This is a genomic window from Rheinheimera sp. UJ51 (assembly GCF_020819615.1).
GTDB classification, from domain to species: Bacteria; Pseudomonadota; Gammaproteobacteria; order Enterobacterales; family Alteromonadaceae; genus Alishewanella; species Alishewanella maricola.
Window position 1 is genome coordinate 1 of sequence record NZ_JAJHOG010000024.1, and the last position, 16958, is coordinate 16958.

17 protein-coding genes and 1 pseudogene are annotated in these 16958 nt (G+C 40.5%); 6 read left to right on the forward strand and 12 right to left on the reverse strand.

Features of this window, described 5'->3' with window-relative positions:
• Window positions 1-208: 208 nt before the first annotated feature.
• The 6 genes from LMJ53_RS16615 to LMJ53_RS16640 form a co-directional block, all read right to left on the reverse strand.
• Window positions 209-511, reverse strand: a complete 303-nt coding sequence (locus LMJ53_RS16615; RefSeq protein ID WP_229588474.1) for a hypothetical protein — start codon at window positions 509-511, stop codon at window positions 209-211.
• Between the two features lie 32 nt (window positions 512-543).
• Complete coding sequence (locus LMJ53_RS16620; RefSeq protein WP_229588476.1) at window positions 544-1689, reverse strand: serine hydrolase domain-containing protein; 1146 nt, start codon at window positions 1687-1689, stop codon at window positions 544-546.
• Window positions 1690-1811: 122 nt separating this feature from the next.
• Window positions 1812-2294 (reverse strand): hypothetical protein, encoded by a 483-nt coding sequence (locus LMJ53_RS16625; RefSeq protein WP_229588478.1) that lies wholly within the window; start codon window positions 2292-2294, stop codon window positions 1812-1814.
• A 63-nt stretch (window positions 2295-2357) separates the two neighbouring features.
• The gene (locus LMJ53_RS16630) at window positions 2358-2864 is read right to left on the reverse strand and encodes a hypothetical protein (protein ID WP_229588480.1); all 507 of its coding nucleotides are present in this window, start codon (window positions 2862-2864) and stop codon (window positions 2358-2360) included.
• A 90-nt stretch (window positions 2865-2954) separates the two neighbouring features.
• Window positions 2955-3392 carry a DUF695 domain-containing protein gene (locus LMJ53_RS16635; RefSeq protein ID WP_229588482.1) on the reverse strand — a complete coding sequence of 146 codons (438 nt, stop codon included), beginning with the start codon at window positions 3390-3392 and terminating at the stop codon, window positions 2955-2957.
• Window positions 3393-3561: 169 nt separating this feature from the next.
• Complete coding sequence (locus LMJ53_RS16640; protein ID WP_229585794.1) at window positions 3562-3789, reverse strand: hypothetical protein; 228 nt, start codon at window positions 3787-3789, stop codon at window positions 3562-3564.
• Window positions 3790-4074: 285 nt separating this feature from the next.
• Here LMJ53_RS16640 and LMJ53_RS16645 point away from each other — a divergent pair, with 285 nt between their 5' ends.
• Window positions 4075-5034 (forward strand): integron integrase, encoded by a 960-nt coding sequence (locus LMJ53_RS16645; protein WP_229588484.1) that lies wholly within the window; start codon window positions 4075-4077, stop codon window positions 5032-5034.
• 281 nt (window positions 5035-5315) lie between these two features.
• Here the strand turns inward: LMJ53_RS16645 and LMJ53_RS16650 are convergent, their stop codons facing one another.
• Together LMJ53_RS16650 and LMJ53_RS16655 are read right to left on the reverse strand one after the other, a co-directional pair.
• On the reverse strand, window positions 5316-5570 hold the full coding sequence (locus LMJ53_RS16650) for a hypothetical protein (protein ID WP_229588486.1): 255 nt from the start codon (window positions 5568-5570) through the stop codon (window positions 5316-5318).
• Window positions 5571-5716: 146 nt separating this feature from the next.
• Window positions 5717-6025, reverse strand: a complete 309-nt coding sequence (locus tag LMJ53_RS16655; protein WP_229588488.1) for a hypothetical protein — start codon at window positions 6023-6025, stop codon at window positions 5717-5719.
• A 1756-nt stretch (window positions 6026-7781) separates the two neighbouring features.
• On the opposite strand from LMJ53_RS16655, the pseudogene LMJ53_RS16660 reads away from it, so the two are divergent.
• The 3 genes and pseudogenes from LMJ53_RS16660 to LMJ53_RS16670 form a co-directional block, all read left to right on the forward strand.
• A pseudogene (locus LMJ53_RS16660) lies at window positions 7782-7939 on the forward strand (IS3 family transposase); the annotation flags it as partial.
• Window positions 7940-8069: 130 nt separating this feature from the next.
• Entirely contained in the window at window positions 8070-8771 is a 702-nt protein-coding gene (locus LMJ53_RS16665) for a hypothetical protein (protein ID WP_229588490.1), read from the forward strand.
• 284 nt (window positions 8772-9055) lie between these two features.
• Window positions 9056-10222, forward strand: a complete 1167-nt coding sequence (locus tag LMJ53_RS16670) for a RelA/SpoT domain-containing protein (RefSeq protein ID WP_229588492.1) — start codon at window positions 9056-9058, stop codon at window positions 10220-10222.
• Window positions 10223-10638: 416 nt separating this feature from the next.
• On the opposite strand, the gene umuC is transcribed toward LMJ53_RS16670, so the two are convergent.
• Window positions 10639-11916: a translesion error-prone DNA polymerase V subunit UmuC gene (umuC, locus tag LMJ53_RS16675; RefSeq protein ID WP_229588494.1), complete on the reverse strand. Its 1278-nt coding sequence runs from the start codon at window positions 11914-11916 to the stop codon at window positions 10639-10641.
• On the reverse strand, window positions 11916-12344 hold the full coding sequence (gene umuD, locus LMJ53_RS16680; protein ID WP_229588504.1) for a translesion error-prone DNA polymerase V autoproteolytic subunit: 429 nt from the start codon (window positions 12342-12344) through the stop codon (window positions 11916-11918). The genes umuC and umuD overlap by 1 nt, the downstream gene beginning before the upstream one ends.
• A 141-nt stretch (window positions 12345-12485) precedes the next feature.
• On the opposite strand from umuD, the gene LMJ53_RS16685 reads away from it, so the two are divergent.
• Window positions 12486-12713: a hypothetical protein gene (locus LMJ53_RS16685; protein WP_229588496.1), complete on the forward strand. Its 228-nt coding sequence runs from the start codon at window positions 12486-12488 to the stop codon at window positions 12711-12713.
• Window positions 12714-12992: 279 nt separating this feature from the next.
• The gene (locus tag LMJ53_RS16690) at window positions 12993-13361 is read left to right on the forward strand and encodes a hypothetical protein (RefSeq protein WP_229588498.1); all 369 of its coding nucleotides are present in this window, start codon (window positions 12993-12995) and stop codon (window positions 13359-13361) included.
• Between the two features lie 398 nt (window positions 13362-13759).
• Here the strand turns inward: LMJ53_RS16690 and LMJ53_RS16695 are convergent, their stop codons facing one another.
• Both LMJ53_RS16695 and LMJ53_RS16700 read right to left on the reverse strand, forming a co-directional pair.
• Entirely contained in the window at window positions 13760-14602 is an 843-nt protein-coding gene (locus LMJ53_RS16695) for a hypothetical protein (RefSeq protein WP_229588500.1), read from the reverse strand.
• 610 nt (window positions 14603-15212) lie between these two features.
• Window positions 15213-16439: a tyrosine-type recombinase/integrase gene (locus LMJ53_RS16700; RefSeq protein ID WP_229588502.1), complete on the reverse strand. Its 1227-nt coding sequence runs from the start codon at window positions 16437-16439 to the stop codon at window positions 15213-15215.
• Window positions 16440-16958: the final 519 nt, after the last annotated feature.

Genomic DNA, 16958 nt, shown 5'->3' on the forward strand with positions numbered 1-16958 from the left:
TGACAACCGACGAACATTACCAGCTTCATCTGATGCATTAACTCGCTTTAACAGCAAAACAAAGGTTCTTTAATGAGCAGGATTTTACTCAATCTGCTTGACGTGGGGAGTCATACCAACGCCTCATTAAGAGGCAAATAACATGTTGGCTAAAATAGGCGACGAAGGAGCAAACAGCCAACTGTTATTTGTCCTTTTGAATGACTTGTTAGGTATACACTGCTTCATAGATAACAATACTGTTAATAATTAACAACGCAAAATATGCCAATTGCTCAATATAAAACAATGTAGGCTTACTTAATTTAGAAGCCTTTAAAATATATGATTCTTTGAAAATCAAACCAAATGTAAACATTGAAACCCATGCAATAAAAATTACAGAGACTATTACTTGTTTAGCTAAAGGTTGCACCAAGTTTTCATTAAGTGCCAAACCACAAATAAGAAATATGATTCCTAAAAAAGTATATTCAAAAATGCTTTTAAATTTTGTCTTTGGTATTGGCATAAGACACTAAACTTCCATGTATACCTAACGCCTCAATCAGCCGACGCGTTAGCGGTCGGCTGCATTGAATTGTTAGGTAACTCTTCGCCCTCGCCAAGCAATATGGGCATTATATGATTTCTACTTAGCCGATGATGCGTGGCATTTTTATATTTACTGTCATGTGCATTTAGCAACAGTATGATTAAGAGATTTCGATTCGGAACAAACTGAATTAGAGCGGTGTAGCCATAATCAGTGCTGCCTCCCATCTGAATGATGGATTCACCACTGATTTCGACCTGCGCTAAACTACCTAACAACCACCGTTCATTTGCTTTAGCAAAAACTGAGTTCGACGACCCAGCAGGGAATATTGTTCCGTTTCTAAGAGCAGAAGACCAAGCAGCTAAATCATCAATTGACGTAACCATACCACCGGCACCAATGAGCGCCCAGGTTAAGCCTTTTTCAAAGGTGGTACGGCCTTGGTCATCTCCTCCGTAGCCACGAGCTAGGTTATTTAATGAAACTCGTTGATCTTGATAGAAACCGGTGCTCTTCAAATTTAACGGGGTCAATAAATTATCGTGGACGTAATCTTGAAAAGGTTTATCGCTCACTTTCTCGACGATAGCCGCCAACAGCGTATAGGCAGCATTGGAATATGCGATTTTCTCACCCGGCTTTGCAATTAACGGCATAGCTAAGATTCTGCGTTCAGCCTGAGCTTTATCCATCAATTCAAAGTCAGAATCATTGTGAAAGTTATCCAAACCACTTGCATGCCCCAAGAGCTGCATAATTGTGATCGACTTCACTTCGTCAGGCGCCGTTGGATAAAAATTTCCAATCGTGTCGTAAAGCTGCAACCTTTGATTCTCGACAAGTAGAAGCACTGCAGCTGCGGTAAATGTTTTCGCAATTGACCCCATATCAAAGATAGTAACAGCGCTATTTTTCACAGAATCTTCTCTGTCGGCATAACCATAAGCACTCTTAAATAAAGCAACGTTACTCTGAGCAACCAGAACCAGTCCATCAAAAGTACCTGCCATATGTTCCCGTTGAAGTTCATTAGCCAAACTAGCGATTACCGCTTTATCTGACTGAACAATTGAAGACACATTGCGATGGCCAGATCCCGCACTACAACTTGACAGAGCAAAGGCAAATATAAAAATGGTTAGTCGATCCATATTTGTAAGTTACCTAACGCCCCGCTCACCCGCACTTACTGCGGAGAGCGTTTTTGTGTAAAGTGGCGCGCAGCGACACACAAAAACGAGCGTAGCAGTATGTGTCGGTGTGCAGCGGTTTGTTAAGTTTTTTGGTAGTAAGCACGTATAATCTCCCTTGCCTCTTCTTCCGTGAGCTCATTAAGTGAAACTTGGTTTAAAACCTGATTGGGTTCACTATATGAACAGGTAACTATTACCGAATAAATTTCCTTCCGACTCGCCAAACTCGATGCTCTATTAGAAAAGTGTTTGTACACAGATACTATGCGTTCCCAAATTACTATTTCATTTATAGGGTGTTGATCTCTCCTGAATCCATCCTCCCATTCTTCATAACTAAGAGAATAAACCTCCGACAGGTTGTTCATGATAGATTCTATCCGTGTTTTCATTTCCCCTTGAAAAGGCTCATGTTGATATTCGTTTTGTTGAAGTTGGGCGCTATCGGCCCAATATTCTTTTCCTTCGTAGCTCACCCGCACCATCCCAGGCCCAATTTGATCAGACGACACAGTAGAAACATCCCCGGTCTCAACATCTATTACTTCAACATTTTCAGCCATAACCGCCTTAGATATTAATAATAAAAGAATAATTGCTCGATACATGATTCAAAACTTAACGCGTCAAGAAGAGGCGCGCGTATTTTGTGCGTCATTCTTGCTTGGCTTGTTAGAGGAACGACTCACACTAAACATGATATAACCAACTATTCCAAATACTAATGGGTGTCCAGTCATGGCGCGTACTTGGTGAGGTTGCCGTTCATTGTATTCAGACTCTGTAATCTCATAATTCTCTTTGGTCGGTTCCTTCATGGCAAAATACTTACCATTTTCGATTTTAGTAATTCCGCCCATTGAAGCACTATAGAAAAAATTAAAGAAGAAGTACGCCAATACGACTAGACCAAACAAAAAGGGCTTAATACTCAAATTTCCTAGAACTTTCTCTCCTAAATTCTCACCGGTGCGATCAGCATAACTTTTTACAGAAATTATCCCGACGAACAATACAACTACAGATGCAGCAGACAAACCAATAGTTAAGTAAGTCGGCGGCAAAATACCAAACCAAGTTACTACGTGTATTACGCCTAGCCCCAGAATTGGGATTATCATCAGATGTTTCATAGTTCTTCTAACGTTCAAATTTAGCGCGGAAAGCCGCGCAGCGGGTTGACGTCGCAGCCAGCGTTTTTTGCTGGCGATAAAATTTGTTTGTTATATTCCCTGAACTCCAGAAACAAAATCATGATAGGTGGACCATTCTGGATCTTGATTTATCTCAATCTCGATTGGGTATACTTTATGACCAGAAAGTAGCTCGTTTAATTTAATCATCCACTCCTCTTCATCTTTGACATACCAAATCCACTCTTTTCTGCCATTACCAGTTACAACAAGCATTAAATGACTCACGCCATTCTGATCAAGTTGGTCTAGCGCATTTTCAAACGTAATTTGGTCTTCGTTTGTTTGTGCATCAGGCATACCATTATTTGCATCCACTTCGAAAGGCCAATAGATATTTATCAGGGTAGGATAGTCAGATTCTTTTTGGCCTTCAGGTACTTTTTTCATACTGCGGTAGATGACTGGTTTACCATCCTGCTTGCCTTGAGCGGTAAAATAGACGTTTTCAGCGGCAGCTACTGACATAAACAAACTCCATATAATTAATATCCTTAGAATTTTCAATGTACTCTGTTCCTGGCTCGGAATATAACGCTTTGCTAATTGGCTGCCGCAGCGAAGCGTAGGCAGTCCAGTGGAGGCCACGCTTTTTGTGGCCGTAACGAAATTGAGCAACTTGTTATATGCAATTTCACTACTTCTTATCTTGATTATTTAAGTATGTAACAACAACTTCAGTGGTTTGCTTTTGATCACAAACCTTACACTTACCTTCAAGGTACTGTTTTTCATCAAGAATATAGATTTTCGGTTTGGTAATTCCTAAATCAGCTTTATTACAATAGTCGCACCACGAATCATTAATGAAGAATTCTTGATCAGATTGCTCTAAGTCATCGAAGTTCAAATATTGTTTCTTCATACATCCCTTCGCATATAACAGTTATTATGTAGACCTCTCAGTAACACCCGAGAGGTAAAATAAATTTATACCTATGAGTTTACCGAAAATCAATAACTTGAGAAGCCAACCAAGCATTTAATTCACTTTAAATTTACCATGTTACTGAGAAGTCTCAGTAACACCCCACCTCCAAACAGAGCAAACATAAGCAATATCAACAGCCTAGGTTAATTTAGCCCTGTTTATCATGGATATTACTGAGACTTCTCAGTAATACACTCGATATTCAACAGGAGGATTAATATGGCTCGCTCACCTTTCCTTGAAAGTATTAGGCAGGTTATGCGCACTAAACATTACTCAATTCAAACTGAAAAAACGTATCTACTGTGGATAAAACGCTTCATTTTATTCAATAAAAAACAGCACCCAAAAGACATGGGAGAGCAGGAGGTAACTGATTTCTTAACCTATTTAGCCGTAAATAGACAAGTGACTGCGTCCACTCAAAACTTAGCGCTCTGCGCTATCGTATTCATGTACAAACATACCCTTAAAAGAGAGCTGACTTTACTGCCCGATACGATAAAAGCCCGCGCGCCTAAAAGAGTGCCAACTGTCTTGTCTCATAACGAAGCTATTAGTGTGATTAATCAACTATCTGGTAGCTATAAACTGATGTTTTCACTTTTATACGGCTGCGGACTCAGAAAAGCTGAGCTGCTGAAGTTGCGAGTTAAGGACGTCGACTTTGAATCAAAAAACATCTTTGTTTTTCGTGGCAAAGGAGGAAAAGACCGTGTCACTATGCTGCCTGATAAGCTGGTTGTGCCACTTCAATCTCAAATTGAAAAAGTGCGTGAACTTCATGAAAAAGACCTTTGCGAAGGAGAAGGAAAAACCAGTCTGCCTGCGGGACTGGCACGCAAATATCCCTATGCGATATCTGATTTTAAGTGGCAATTTATTTTCCCTTCGTCAGTCAGGTGCAAGCATCCTGTAGATGGGTATTCATGCCGCCATCATTTGCACTGGACGTCACTTACCAAGAAATTAAGACTTGCTGTAAAAAAGTCAGGCGTTCAAAAGCACATCACTGCGCATACTTTCAGGCATTCTTTTGCTACGCAACTACTCAAAGCAGGCACTGACATACGCACGGTTCAAGAGTTGTTAGGGCATACAGATTTGAAAACCACTCAAATATACACGCATGTCATAGGGCAACATTCATCTGGGACATCGAGCCCGATAGATCGGTAATTTGTAACCAAAACCGGACTCAATGTCCGGTTTTGCAGTAAAGCAGACATTGGCATATGGATTATAGTGCGGTGATGGATATCTGCTATTCGCTCAAAACAGTCTTTGATATTAATGATTGCTATAACTACAGCACCAACTTATGCCAATTGCAGTACCATGCTACAGCAAATCACCTTTATCGATGTGCTTTAACACTGATCGATCCCGCAATTGCCGTCGATCAAAATACAAATAATGCTGCATTTGAAAACTTCAGACACTTCAGCAACTTCCCATTATCATTCATCATTATAGATTCTCTGGGGCAAGTAAACGTTGTTTAGCATTGCGACAACACCGGCCACAAAGTTAGCATCATCGGTAATATTCAAAAGCCGAGCTGCGACTTTCTTAATTCGTACCTTATGAATGCTCTCAGGAAACAGGTCTAACTGCTCATAACCGAGACCTTCATCGTTAACATTAAACTCTTGGTTAATAATAACCTGTGCTAATTCCATATTGTTTATTAAGGTTTGAGTTACATCGGTCATTTCTGAAGCTCCATTAATATTTCGTTTCAGAAAAAGATGTGCCCAGGTAAGGCAAATTTTTTACGTTTAGAAAAATAAAATAAAAAAATCTCAGTTTTTATGCCGAGACTTATTTAAAGTGATTTTTCTTTCATGATTGATACTGTTTAGTGGTGACGATTTAGATACCACTTGGCCGCAACAGGCGCATAGAAAAACGGATACAGCAGCGCATATAGAACTGAATAACCTTTAGTCTTGGCATGAATGTTATAAAAAAAGTAACCAATGCAACCCCAAATATTGATCGTAATTAACACAGAGACCAAATAACAAAAACGCTCTTCATCGGACTCTATCAGTGCCAACTTTATTAAAGGGCTCATCATCGCGATTACCACAACACCGCCCAGCAGTTGGCAACCATAAATTTGTACTGCTTTCAAAAAACCGCCAAACCAGTTGAACAATCCCAATTTTTTCTCCTTAACAGATTAAAGTGCAACATCCTTACACCGGCTTTGCAGCGAATTGTCGATAATGCTCAGCACGAGTGCTTATCCGAACTTAATTATTTTCGTTTGAATAGCAAGCTGTTTTTTAAATGGGGGGATGTATATGTACGGAATTTAGATAGATGGCCGTTGAATAATTCAAAATAATTCAAAATAATTCAAAACTGAAAAAAGGTTTTAGCGAAACACAGACCTACAAAGCAATTATTTTTTGCCTGTTTTACTGAGTTTAGCTGACAACTAATCTACTGAGAGCAAGCGCAGCGTCTGGTTCGTTTTTAACCCATACGTTTTAGCAACAGTAGAAGTCAGGCTTATTGTAAGACACCATTAGCACAACCCGGCATAAAGCAGTCACCACATGAGGCTAGATTGAGCCAGTTAACCAGACTTGCGCTGTTTGTAGCAAACAAGAACCAGACCAACTGTTAATATCACCGCAGGTATTAACCATAGAGCTTCCATTTCAATTCTCCCTTGCCAGAAATTTTAAGAAAATGCCGCAGCCACTTGATTGAGGGTTTTACTGAGGCAACCTCAGAAGGACAATAATCGAGTATAGGTTTAGCGTCAACTTCATACAAGTGATAGGAAGAATGGCTGAAACGTTACCTGTTAATGACAATAAAATTTGTTCACAACGACAACAATAAAGCCGAAGCTCGAACAATATAGTTTGTTCACTAATCGGCTCGATGCACCAGGATGAATGACTAAAATTTGTCGATATAGCACTAACCAGAAGACATTAACCACCACATGGCAAACGCGTACTTTTAAACTGTGTGTACAAACTTTTTCGTCTCTGTACGGTAGAAAATGTGCACACTAATTCATTTGAAATATTAAGGCGGATGGTTATTGCGGCTACCCATCCAGTGCCGCTGCTGTGTTTGTAGTTTGCCTGCTTCCTTAGTATTTTTGGCGCACATGGAATTCATATGTGGCGCGGGTTTGCGGGATTTGGACATGCGTCCTTGGCGCAAGCAATATGGCCTTTCTGAGCCTCATAGAGGCGTTTTTTTTGTGATCGCTAATACTATGGTGCGGTGTGATATGTTCACACTTAAATTCCTTCTGGAGCAATATGGTAGGTGGTTATTACTACTGCTATTCAGTGTCGATACTGTGTTGGTAATTCACTTACTTTTATGGTGATTTTGGCGCACATGGAATCCATATGTGGCGCGGGTTTGCGGGATTTGGACATGCGTCCTTGGCGCAAGTATTATGGCCTTTCTGAGCCCCATAGAGGTTTTGTGTGTGATCGCTAATACTGTAGTGCGGTGTGATATGTTTCTACTTAAATTCCTTCTGGAACAATATGGATGATGATTATTGCTACTGCTACTCAGTGTTGATGCTGAGTTTGTAATTCACTTACTTTTATGGTGATTTTGGCGCACATAGAATCCATATATGGCGCGGGTTTGCGGGATTTGGACATGCGTCCTTGGCGCAAGCAATATGGCCTTTCTGCGCCTCATAGAGGCGTTTCACTGACAACTTGTTGTTACCTAATTTCTGCCATTTACTGCTAAGAGCGATAAGCAGAAATCCCTAAGCATCATAATGCCATTGCGAATATCCTCTTAACCGCGAAACCAACCATAAGTGCTAATAAAAGGTGTTTTTGATGACTCCAAAGCGCGTAATGGTGCAGGGCGCAACCAGGTTGACCTTGCTGATAGCGGTAATAAACCTTACGTAAAAACCATTGAAGGTTGAAGCACTTCAGAATGAGCCAATAACGGATAGTGAAATGTTGCGTTAATATTTTTTGAGTGTATTGAAGTTGATTACAATATGACCAGAAGGCATAGTGGTCTTTGCTATCTCAGCCCAGAGAACTTTGAAATAAAGAAAGGTGCTTAGCGAAGGTTCAATTTTTGCTTGTACAGATCAACATTGGATTCTCCTTAGATTGAGTACTTTAATAAGTTATTTAATTACGCACCTGCCCATTAGCAAAGTGCTGTATACGCGCGAAGTAAATAGAGGATTTATGGGATTTATAGTAGTAGATACCACAATTTATGATGAGCATAACTTTCATATAATTCAAGATGATTCTAGTTTAATTGAATGGCACATGAATGAGTTTGGACACTTTTATAAAATCTTCTCGAGCGAAGAAGAGATTAAGGATTTTTTTAATAAATACGATTTTGAAGATAGCTATTTTGAAGATGAAGCTAAAAAAATTTTTAGAAAAAGTCAGTCAGTAATTATTACATCATGTTCCCCGAATCAAAGTCATTTTATTTATGCTGTAAAATGTAGGTCTAAAGAAGATGTGGTAAGTGAAGTTTCATTTATAATAAATGAATGTCCGATTCTGTGTGAGACTGATATACACAAGAGAGAAGTTTTTGACTTCAACTACATATTAGATTCATATAAGCTGGAAAGTCCAAATATCAAAATTCGTCACAGTATGTTTGGTGCTAAGTTATTTTGTTTTTTAGAAAAAAATAATTTTCTGCTTGAAGCTAGGGATAAATACTGGATTCCAGATATTAACGAGAATCCTCACAAACCAGCAGTTCTATCTACATACCTATTTAGACAGCATTATGAAGAGTCAAATTTAGGTATAATGGAATACTGGAACTACTTACATTCAAATGATAGGAAATACTGTAGAGATATCGCAAAAAAAATTAACTCTACAAGAGATGAGTGGGAAAGCGAAATCAGTGAATGAGCAATACCTATTTCTAGCTTAATGCCATTTAAAATACAGCTAAAAATAAGCGCAAGTCTCTTTTGAATAAAATGGAATTTAAAACAGATCGAAATCCCAGATTCAATAACATAGAATCTGGGTATGAGCTTCAAAAGAAATTCCACAGTTCGAATCGGTGGGTTTTGGTCGATTCAATTGCCACTATACTGCGGTGACATTTTACTTGGCAGACTAAAACTGGAAAATAGACGTCAGGCGACAAAATCAAAACCCTAATCATCTATCCTAAAGAGAGCTTGTTTGTGCAATATACGGGAAAGAAAATAGCAAGAGCGGGAGACGATTTGAGGGTCTTTGATAGCCTTTCAGATGAAGCACTTAGAAATATGATGGAAGTAATTTCATTTTGGAGGCAGGCCCATGAGGAGCCCGTTAAAAATGCTTTAGATCTATTATCAAGCATTGTGATCCCCATTGATAAAAATGCACTGTTCGCACGGCGCATGAAAAGGACTGCGTCAATTTATGGCAAACTAATCCGCTACCCAAAGATGAGCCTCTATAAAATGAATGATATTGGCGGATGCCGGGTGATTATTCGAGACCGACAATCTCTCTATAAAGCCCTTAAAGAGCTCAGAAAAAGACCTGAGTTCCAAATTTTAGATGATAACGGTTGTAAGGTTAACGACTACATTAAGGACGCCAAGGCTGATGGCTATCGAAGCGTTCATATTATTGGCAAGTTTGCAGGCGCTGATGGTACTGAGCGTTTCGTCGAGGTTCAGCTGCGAACTCCTATTCAGCACTGCTGGGCCACCGCCGTGGAAATTGTAGATTTATTTACCAATCAATCGTTAAAAACAAACCAGGGCTCTCCTGAGTGGTCTAGTCTTTTTATTCAGCTTAGCTCCCACTTTGACGTCATGGACAAGGTTAAGGGCTTTGTTAACTTTAATCACCGTGCGCGATTCAAGTTTTATAGCGATCAAATGAAAACTGAGTTTGGCAAAGCGCTTTTGGACAGGGATTCATTACCTTACATAGCCATGAAACAGTGTAATGATTGTTTGGCCGCTTTAAATGTGGTGCAGCTATTTGACGGTTTTGCTAACTCACTCAATATCGTCGATGAAAAGCATCAAACAAATGGTGGTGAAGGGTACGTACTGATAACCATTGATTTGGAGAAATCGGAAGTCACCGCACAAACCTTCCCACCTGGGGATGAAGAGGCAGAGAAAGCGTATGCCAATGAGGAACTCATTCACTCAGGCAACAGTTCCGTTGTCGTTGCGATGGTATCTACCCCAAAGTTTTCGGAATTGCGCTTGGCTTACCCTAATTACTTCGCTGATTCCACAGTGTTTTTAAGCTGCGTGTTATGCATCACAGACTATTTTGCAACGATGCAGGCTAATTATTTTAGTAAAGCAGTTCTCCCAAGGTATCAAATGAGAAGAGCATAAAAAGCCCGGTCATAGTACTGGAGCCAATTAAAAAGCTCGAAATGAAAACCGTTGCACCGAAAACCAAATCATCAGCAATTAAATGGATTGAGCGAGATTTAATTTATCAACTCATACTTATTCGAATTTCGGTTTGGCTTATGAAATTGATGGCAAGTTTACGCACTTGTGAGCGTGTGCTGCTGATTATCTATGGTAAAACAGAACAACTAAGAGCTACAAATAAGTTTGTTAGGGCATTGCCCATAAACATGAACGCTCAGCTTATGTGTTAGATAACCACTCGAAAATTTCGCGAGCATTCTGAGCAGTTATTGGGCGAATGCCCGCTTTCAGTGAAAAACGCCGATTTAATCAGATTCCAGTTAATTTCCGCTTTTGGCACGAAGCTGAGATTAAATGATCGCAATACTTTTTTATCGTGCGATCGGCAAATCTGTCCATTTCGTTGTGTAATGTGGAGATAACATGGCGCGTTTCATGCTCCACTCTTGTGCAATACCTTGGCTTGCAAACCACACCTTTCCGGTGCCCGTTGAGTTGATGGTATCAATAATGGTCATTAGCGCTTTGCTTTGATAGCTTGGCGGCTCTGGTTCAAACAAATCAACTTGGTAAACGCCTTCATCATAAAAATCAGTAAGCATCACCCCTGCCCGCACATAACGATAATCATCTTTCCATATCTTGTCTAAAAGTCGGCTTCCCAGCGTAAGAAAATCTCTAGTATCACTGCTTGGATGGGTAAGTTGATTACTTATGCTGTTTCCATAATAGGGTTCACGTTGCTTGTCACTAAAGGGACTGGTGCGGATAAAAACGGTAAGCTGCTTAGCTTGCTGCTGCTCTTTTCGAAGCTTTTGGCAAGCTCGGCTAATATATTCACTTACAGCTTCATGCATCTTAGGCTTGCTGGTTATGCGCTCTCCGAAGGCCCTCGAGCTTATAATCTGTTTTTTAGTCGGTGCAACATGCTCAAGCGCTAAACAAGACTCGCCGTTAAGCTCTGCAACAATTCTAGCCTCAACGATTGAGCATTGCTGTTTTATAAAGGATGGATTGGCATCAGCCAAGTCTAGTGCGGTATGAATGCCTAATTTATTAAGCCTGGCCGTTAGTTTACTTCCAATACCCCATACTTCACTCACAGGCAGAAGAGCCATGAGCTTGCGCTGCCGAACGGTATTGGTTAAATCGACAACGCCAGCAGCTTTACTCCATTTTTTTGCAGCGTGATTTGCCAGTTTTGATAGCGTTTTTGTCGGAGCAATGCCAACACAAACCGTCATGCCGATATGCTTTTGAATGGTGTTGCGGATTGTTTTACCGAAGTCGGTTAAATCCATACAATGTGAAACGCCGGTTAAATCTAAAAACGCTTCATCAATGGAGTACACCTCAAGCGCTGGTGCGAGCATTTCCAAGGTACTCATTACTCTTGCGGAAATGTCAGCATAAAGCGTGTAATTTGATGAAAAAGTTAGAAGCTGGCCTTTAGCAATGAGTGATTTTAATTCAAAGGCGGGAATGCCCATTTTTATCCCCAGCGCCTTTGCTTCTTTTGAGCGCGCTACCACACAGCCATCATTATTGGACAACAAAACAATCGGTTTACCTTTAATATCAGGCCGAAATAGAGTCTCGCAACTAGCATAAAAGTTATTGCAATCGACAAGGGCAAAGCAACTACTCATCAGCGCGTCATTTTCCTTACGACACTAATAACAACACCAAACACTTCAAACTCATCGTCCTCTTTAAGTAGGATTGGTGGATAAGCTTTGTTGTGAGGACGCAACTGCCTTACTGGCTTTAAGCAAAGCTCTTTAACCGTAAATTCCTGATTTAATGCAGCAACAATAATATCGCCATGAGTCGCACTCACCGAGCGGTCAACCACCAAAATATCACCGTCTAAAATGCCTGCATCTTTCATTGAATCGCCACTGACTCTAACCAAGAAGGTGGCCGCAGGATGGCGGATACAAAGCTCGTTTAAATCTAGCGTTTGCTCTATGTAGTCTTGTGCAGGTGAAGGAAACCCTGCGGAAATCTGATGACCATATAGAGGTAAAAATATTGGCTGACCCAACTCAACCTTACCAAGGAGTTCTGATGACATAACACGCCCCAAATAACTGTATATAAAAACAGTATAGCGGATTGCGTCATGCTTTAAAGCCTTCGACATTAAAAACCTTAAATGTACTGGAAAAACGTCACGTATTAGCTACATTACAAGAACAAAATAAGGAAGGTATTTATGAAACAACACGTCGTCAATGAACAGCAATTTCAGGAAGTGCTTTTCGTTTGGAAACGCGCGGGCAGAAACCTTATAACACTCCCCCACATATCAAAAGGACCCTCCGGGTTGCGCGTATCGGTGATCAGTATTGATAACACCGTTCAGTATATTTATGAGCAAGAATTTAAAACGTATAAGATGCTCTTTAGCTGGTTTGGCGGGCTTGTCGATCAAGTTAATTAATGCTGCAAATTAGAAGGCTCACGAAGCTTATAAGATTGATATTAATAACCTTTTAATATTTACTCTAACGACTATTCAGTTAATTGCCAAGAGCAATAACGGACGTTAATTGTTCAACTGTAAATTCGAAAGACGTAAAAAATGCCATAGACTTTTGTACAAGTTTGAAAAAATGCAGTCTCACATTAACACTATTTAGCAATAGCTAAAAAATCTACCAAAGTTCCCTTTCTCCGATACTAGTTATTGATGTAACACACATTAACTAACGGAGAGGTCATGTCATTACATCAAAATCTTAACAGCAACAAGCACAGCAATATCTTAGCGCTATCGCCACAACGCACATTATTGTATGCCGAGTTAAATGCATATGGTGAAATCAACCCAAGCCAGTACATTGTGTTGTGCCACAGCCTTGAGGGCAGCGCTACCGGGCTCTATATCAGCAGTTCAATACAAGAGCAGTTTGCATTTCATAACTTTGTTAAGGACGACGAAATGCTTTTTGTGTTGAGTGAATATGAACGTCACATGGCTGATTTTTGTCAGGCATTCTCAACAGAGTTTGAACAACTGTTTGCTGTTGCACCTGATGTCTATTTTGCTGCAGCTAAGCTTTATTGGCATTACAAAGCTGCGTGTTAACCCCTAGGCGACCTTTGGTCGCCTTTTTTATTAAGTAACCTGTTAAATAACTTATAATCCTTATCCAACTCACAATTCCCCTTCTCAGCACTTAATTAAATTCGTAACACTTATCTTAAACATGAGGCCACTGCCGGTTCGCATTCAATACTCCCCATCTATCGCGAAAATGGTATTAGAAGGTCGCGCCTAACGACGTTTAACGAAAGTTAACTCTAAGCGAACAAGTGCATTAGGCTGCACTTTGTGGGTAGTGCGTAGCAAAATGTCTGCGTGCACAAGCACATTTATGTGCTCCCCGATGGGATGCCGAGTCAGGGCATAACCGGTGAAAGGACTCTTACTGGGTACAAGGACGTGCCTCAATAACGCCAGCATAAAGCTGGCATTATTGTGTTTTATGCTGAGTAAAAACGCTGGCGTATCTCATCACAATATTTACTGCGGTAAACCAAGGCACCATTTAGAATATCTGCGTCCTGCTCAGTAATGCGCTCAGGCCCTTTGGTACTTTGTAAAAACGAAATCACTTTACCGTTGATTCGCTTCATGTCATTTAACACATCAAGTTTCTGCGAAAAAAACATCACTTTTTGATAGTAGCCATTGTTAATGTCCTGCAGGTATTTTTGCAAAATGCTTTTGCGGGTTGTTAGCTGTTTAAAGCTATGCTCCATTTCAATTGCAGTAATGCACCCATCTTGCTCTTGTACAATCGCATCAACATTTCGCCAGCTTCCAGACTTGCTTAGCTTTCTCACTTCTAAATCCGTTAAAAAGCACGTCCAGATATCCTGGCAGTGATGATTGCCTAAGATGCTTTGTGGCATGCCAAGCAGAATGACAAACTGCATAATGATATCGTGATAAACGGTATTTAAATTAACCCGTAATTCGGGATGGCTAGTTGACCTGAAATACACGGGCATCCCAGTCAGTTGTTCGACAAAGGCTGCTCCGCTTCTAGATAGTATATAAACCCGGTCATCAGGTGAGCGATGCGTTTTGACCACTTCGACTAACTGCTGCTTTGTCAGCGCATTAAGATGCACCAGTGCCTGCGCTCTCGAAATGCCATAAAGCCATTCGATAATGATTGGGCTTGTCAGTCCAAACCGCCCTACTAATGTCATGGTGAGCTCACGGCGGGATTTGCCAATTTGCGTGTTGTTTACGCCATGGCGATATTGCATATCAATAGCGAAATATCTGGGGTATTGCTCGGTGATGTCATTGGACATACTGCTTAGCTTCCTATTCTGATGTTAGTGTTCAGAAATAGTTAAAGCCGCTAAACGCAAATTATGCGTTTTCATCACAAACACCTTATAATTTTCATCGAAAGATGAACCCCAGCCTGTCTTTGAATGCCACTTGCGATGATTATCGCAAGCCCGCCTGCGTTGCAGGATGCCTCTGCTGCCTTCGCAGCAAAGACATGTGGTCTACAGTGCCCGCCACTCCTAGCCTCTCGAGGCTGGATTGGCTTTACGCGCCGTTGGCGCTAGCACTGTAAACCACGCGGCGCATGTTCAGGGCGTTGCCCCGTACTACCCCCGAAATTCGCGGTGTGGGTTCGCCGAATGCTACGCATTTTTTCCGGCTGCACCTCACCTACCGATTCTTCGAACCGGCCGGGGTTTAGGCTTCTCCTCTATCGAGTATCTGCCTAAATTTTGCCCTAAGGGGCAAAACGATTTAGGGGGTAGTACGGGCCAGCCGTACATGCGCCTGCTCCATAGCAGCGGGGCATTCGCCCCACCGCTATTGCGCGTTTTGAAGGTTTATTGCATAAACGCTTTTACACCTTTTCTTATAGAAAATGTGACATTAACGCTTCGCTAAAGCACTCTATTTGCATAGTATTGGCAGGTCACTGAATGCAAGATCTATTGCTGCTTTTGATTTTGCGGTGTCTATTTGGGCATAGACTTGAGTGTGCTTAATATCGGTATGCCCGAGTGTCTTGCTGATAGTATTAATATCAACGCCTTTAAGCGCTTGCAGAGTTGCAAATGTCCGCCTCAAGTCATGTTTTCGAATACGAAAATTTTTGTTGTTTGAATACAAACCAGCTTTAATTATCACTTTTTTCCAAACCATTTCCCCACCCATAACATGCCCAGTGGCTGAGCGCTCACTGGCAAAAACATATACGCTGTTTGGGGTCTCTTGATATCGCTTTTTGAGTATTTCCAGAGCTTGACTTGAAAGGGGCAAATGGTACGTTTTATTGGTTTTTGTTTTAATGGCAGGTAAAACCCAGCTGGCATTATTAAGATCAATTTCATCCCAGCGCATCGCTTTTATATTCCCAATCCTAGCGCCAGTAAAGAGTGCTAATTTAAATAAATCGGTAAATGTTGGATGGTTCAGATCATTCAATTCCTGAAGAAGATTTACGATTTCTTGCATCGATAAATAACGACTTCTCACGACCCCCGTTTCTTTTTTCAGAAGAGATGCTGGATTAAATTCAAGTGGATAATCACTTTCATATACCAAGCAATAATTGAACATCGCCTTCAACACACTGACGCACTTATTATGAATACTGTAATCTTTTTCTAGATAGATATTTTTCAAGCACTTTGCCAACCACTTCCGGTTTAATTCTTTAACATCTAATTTCCCAAGAATCGGCTCTAGATATTTTTTAAAAGTATGATGCAACGCATGTTGCCTATTTCCTGTAGTTTTACGATGCTTTAAATGATTATCGTAGTAAGCACAATAAGCATCATTAACAGTAAAACCGGATAAGCGTTCTAGTGTTTCTAATTGAACTAAGTCTGGTGGCCGAAAGGTTCTTTTACGCTTTTCTTTTTCAGAATTAATAATTTCTATTACTCGGGCTCTTGCCTGTGATAATGAAACTTCAGCTGCTGAACCAATTTTTACTGAACGAGCTTGTCCTGACACCTTAAACATCGCATAGAATGTTTTAGTGCCTTTAGGGGTAACCACTAGTTTTAAGTTTGCAAGATTTTGATCTGAGTATCGACGTGTGTTAATTTGGGCCGCCACTGAGAGAACTCTTTTCTCAGTGAAGGCAAAAGTAGACGGAACTGTTTTCATTTATTACACCTTTTATTTTACTCAACATAAAGTGTAAAAATTGATATAAAAACGCAGTTTTACAGGGGTTTTGGCAGCCCAAAACGTATTTATTACGTCTGGTGAGACTCCAGCTGGGGCCACCATTCTTTTCAATGACTTACGTCAATTCTGAAATTCTACAAATTCTTATATTTTCTCTGCGGATCGGTAGCGGATCGGAATTGCAAAAAAATTAAATTATTTTTTAATTCTGTCTTTCTAAATTTCAGACTTTAGGGTATTTCTATTTTTAACTACTATAGAAATTCACTGGCTTTTTTATAGTCTGGAAAAATACCCATTTAAGGCGTTTAGAAGTTAAGTGGTGGGTGTTTTGTATTTTGTAATTCTTTGCCAACGGCTTTAGGGGGTCTGATACCATTCCATCTTAAAGTCTGTTCAGTACCGCCCAATCTCTTGTGCACATCTTGATCACCCTCGCGGTATCGCTGATAAAGCTATTCCAAGCTTCACTACAAGCTTCGACAATGGCTTCAT